Annotated in this window: 3 protein-coding genes; all 3 read left to right on the top strand. The window is 75.6% G+C overall.

Annotation, left to right across the window (positions count from 1 at the left end; genetic code table 11):
• The coding region (locus tag E6J59_19345; GenBank protein TMB16268.1) for a hypothetical protein at window positions 1-1,144 on the top strand (1,144 nt) is incomplete at its 5' end.
• Window positions 1,144-2,778, top strand: a complete 1,635-nt coding sequence (locus E6J59_19340) for a hypothetical protein (GenBank protein TMB16267.1) — start codon at window positions 1,144-1,146, stop codon at window positions 2,776-2,778. The genes E6J59_19345 and E6J59_19340, both read left to right, overlap by 1 nt.
• On the top strand, window positions 2,775-3,285 hold a 511-nt coding region (locus E6J59_19335; GenBank protein TMB16266.1), incomplete at its 3' end, for a hypothetical protein. The genes E6J59_19340 and E6J59_19335, both read left to right, overlap by 4 nt.

Here is a 3,285-nt window from a genome sequence, read left to right as displayed (position 1 = left end):
AGGTGGTGGACGATGCTCTCGGTCGCGACCCTCTTCACCGGGCTCCACCCCCGGAGCCCACGGCGTGGTCGGCGTCTCGGCCGACGCCGCCGGCGCGGCGAGCGATCCGGGCTTCCTCGCCGACACGCTTCCGACGCTCGCCGAGCACGCCGAGGCCGCCGGTGTCACCACGGTCGGCGTCTCGGCAAGCCCCCTCGTCTCGCGCGCGACCAACCTGGCGCGCGGCTTCGAGACCTTCGTCGAGTTCAGTTGGGACCGCGCCCGCAACGACTGGCCGGGCGCGGCCGAGGTCAACGCGCGCTTCCTCCGTTGGCTCGAGCGCAACCGCGGGCTCCGCTTCCTCGCCTACCTCCACTACATGGACCCGCACGACCCCTACACGCCGCCCGCGGCGCTGCGCCCGCCGGCGCCGCCCGGAGTGCGCCCCGCCGTCGCCGCCGGGCAGGCGGACGTGCTCGCGCGGCGGCTCGCCGGCGCCCCGCTCTCCGCCGCCGAGGTGGAGCACCTCCGGCGGCTCTACGACGGCGAGATCCGCGCCTGCGACGCGGAGCTGGGGACGCTCCTCGACGCCCTCGCCGCGCGCGGCGTCACCGACTCGACGATCGTCGTGCTGACGGCCGACCACGGCGAGGAGTTCCAGGAGCACGGGCGGTTGAAGCACCGCATCCACCTCTACGACGAGCTGCTCCACGTGCCGCTCGTGATCGCGGGCCCGGGAGTCCGCCCCGCCCGCGTCGCGGAGCAGACACAGGGCATCGACCTCTTCCCGACCCTCGCCCGCCTGCTCGGAACCCCGCCGCCGCCCGGGCTCCCCGGCCATGACCTCCTCGCGGCACGCGCCGAGGTGCCCGCCATCTCCGAGACGCTCTACGGCCTCATGCCCGACGGCGCGACCACACCGATCGTCTCCCTGCGCACCACCGGGTGGAAGCTGATCCACGCCCCCGCCCTCGGACGCTACGAGCTGTACGACCTCGTGCGGGATCCGGCCGAGCGTGCGGACCGCTTCGCGAGCGCGCCGGAGGGCGCGCGGCTGGCCGCGCGCCTCGCCGAGTGGGAGACGACGGCGCCGGCGCCGCCCCGCGCCGAGGGCCACGACCCGGCGCTCGGCGAGAAGCTGCGCGCGCTCGGGTACGTGGACTGATGCGGGGACTCGTCCGCGATCTCGCGCTGGCGCTCGCGGCCGCGTTCGCCATCGCGCTCGGCGTGGCCGCCCGGGTGGCACTCCGCGTCGCGGCCGAGCAGGGCTGGATCGCCGCCGGCTTCCACCGCCTGATCGTGCGCACGGCGTGGGACCGCTTCGATGCCTGGCTGCCGCGCGTGGCAGCGGCCGCGCTCGTCGCTGCCGCGCTCGCGCAGGTCGTGCGCTGGTGGCGCGGGCGCCCGGCGCCGACGCGGCTTCGCGGCGCGCTCGCCGCGCTCGCCCTCCTGGCCGCGCTCCGTGCCGGCACGGCGCTCGAGGCGTGGCACGCCGCGCGCGGCCCGAACCTGCTCCTCGTCTCGATCGACACGCTGCGCGCGGACCACCTGGGCACGTACGGCTACCCGCTCCCGACGAGCCCCACCATCGACGCGCGTCTCGCCGGCGAGGGCGTCACCTTCACCGACGCGTACAGCCAGTCACCCAAGACCACGCCGTCGCACATGACGCTCCTCACCTCGCTCTACCCCTCGGTGCACGGCGTCGAGCTGTGGGAGAACGGGAAGCCGGCGCACGTCCTCAACCCCGCGGTGCACACGCTGGCCGAGGTCCTCGAGAACGCCGGCTACGCGACCGCCGCCTTCACCGGCGGCGCGCAGATCGACCCCGCGCGCGGCTTCGACCAGGGCTTCGACCTCTACACGGTGGGCGGCCAGCGGCGCCGCGCGCTCCGCTGGCTCGGACGGCATCGCTGGGAGCGCTTCTTCGTCTTCTACCACACCTACGACGTCCACGACCCGTACCTGCCCCCGGACGAGTACATCCGCCTCTTCGACCCGGACTACCGCGGGCGCGTGCTCGACGCCGTCCATCGCCTGCGCGCGCAGGGTGGGATGAGCGTGCCGGCGTGGGAAGGGATCTCCCGGCGCTTCTGGGACAGCGTCGACCGGAACGACCCCCGCGACGTGCGCTTCGTCGAGCGCCTGTACGACGCGGGCATCCGCCGCATGGACGGCGAGACGATCCGCCCGCTCCTCGACCGGCTCGACCAGCTCGGCCTCGGGCGCGACACGCTCGTCGTCTTCACCTCCGACCACGGCGAGGCGTTCGGCGAGCACGGGCAGTTCCAGCACGACGACCTCTACGCCGGCACGCTGCGCGTGCCGCTCGTCCTGCGCTGGCCGGGCCACCTGCCCGCCGGCCTCAGGATCGAGAACCGCGTGCGGCTGATCGATGTGATGCCGACCATCCTCGAGCTGCTCGGCGTGTCCGGGCCGCCATCGGTGCAGGGGCGCAGCGTGACACCGCTCCTGCACGACGCTTACGACGGCGCCGCCCCGGAGGGCGCGGTGAGCGAGTACAGCGACGGCCGGGTCTACGAGAGCCTCCGCCGGGGCGGGCTCGCCTACATCGTCGACGGGCCGGAGGAGCGCCTCTTCGACCTCCTCCGCGATCCGGGCGAGCGCGAGAACGTGCGCGCGGCCCGCCCGGACGAGGCGGCGGCCATGCGCGCGGCGCTGGAGCGCTGGCGCCGGGACTGCCGCGCGCTCGCGCTGCGCTTCGGCCCGCGCGGCGGCACGATCGCGCCGAGCGAGGAGACCGCGCGCCGGCTGCGCGCGCTCGGGTACATGGAATGAGCCGGCGCGTCGGCCTCGTGCTCGCCGCGGGCGCCCTCCTCACCCTGGGCGCGGTCGTCTGGCGCGTGCGCGCGCGGCGCGCGTACGTCCTCCCCGCGACCTTGCGGGTCGAGCAGACCGTGCTCGACCTGACGGGCCTGCTCGCCGCCGGCACGGTCGTCGCGCAGCGCCCGGACGCTCCCGTGCGCATCCGGGGTATCCGGCCGGGCCGGAACACGAACCCGAACGCGGGCTACCGCACGGCGCTGGTCGCGCCGGCGCCCGCGCTCCTTCGCTACCGGGTGGCGGTGCCGGAGCACGCGAGCCTGCGCTTCGGCGCCGGCGTCGAGCCACCCGATGCGATCGATCCCGCCGCACCGGGCGTACGCTTCACCGTGCGGGTCGACGAGCGCCGCCTGTTCTCCCGCGTCCTCAACCCCCAGGCCCACCGCCACGACCGCAAGTGGGACGACGAGCGCATCGACCTCGGCCCCTGGGCGGGGCGCGAGGCGACGCTCGAGCTCGCCA

This window comes from Deltaproteobacteria bacterium, assembly GCA_005879795.1.
In the GTDB taxonomy this organism is placed as follows: Bacteria; Desulfobacterota; Binatia; order DP-6; family DP-6; genus DP-6.
The sequence above is the reverse complement of the archived record's forward strand: the minus strand, read 5'-3'. Positions and strand labels throughout refer to the sequence as shown.

Coding starts and splice junctions, on each gene's coding strand:
- E6J59_19340 (TMB16267.1), top strand. CDS start 1,144: ATGCGGGGACTCGTCCGCGATCTCGCGCTGGCGCTCGCGGCCGCGTTC.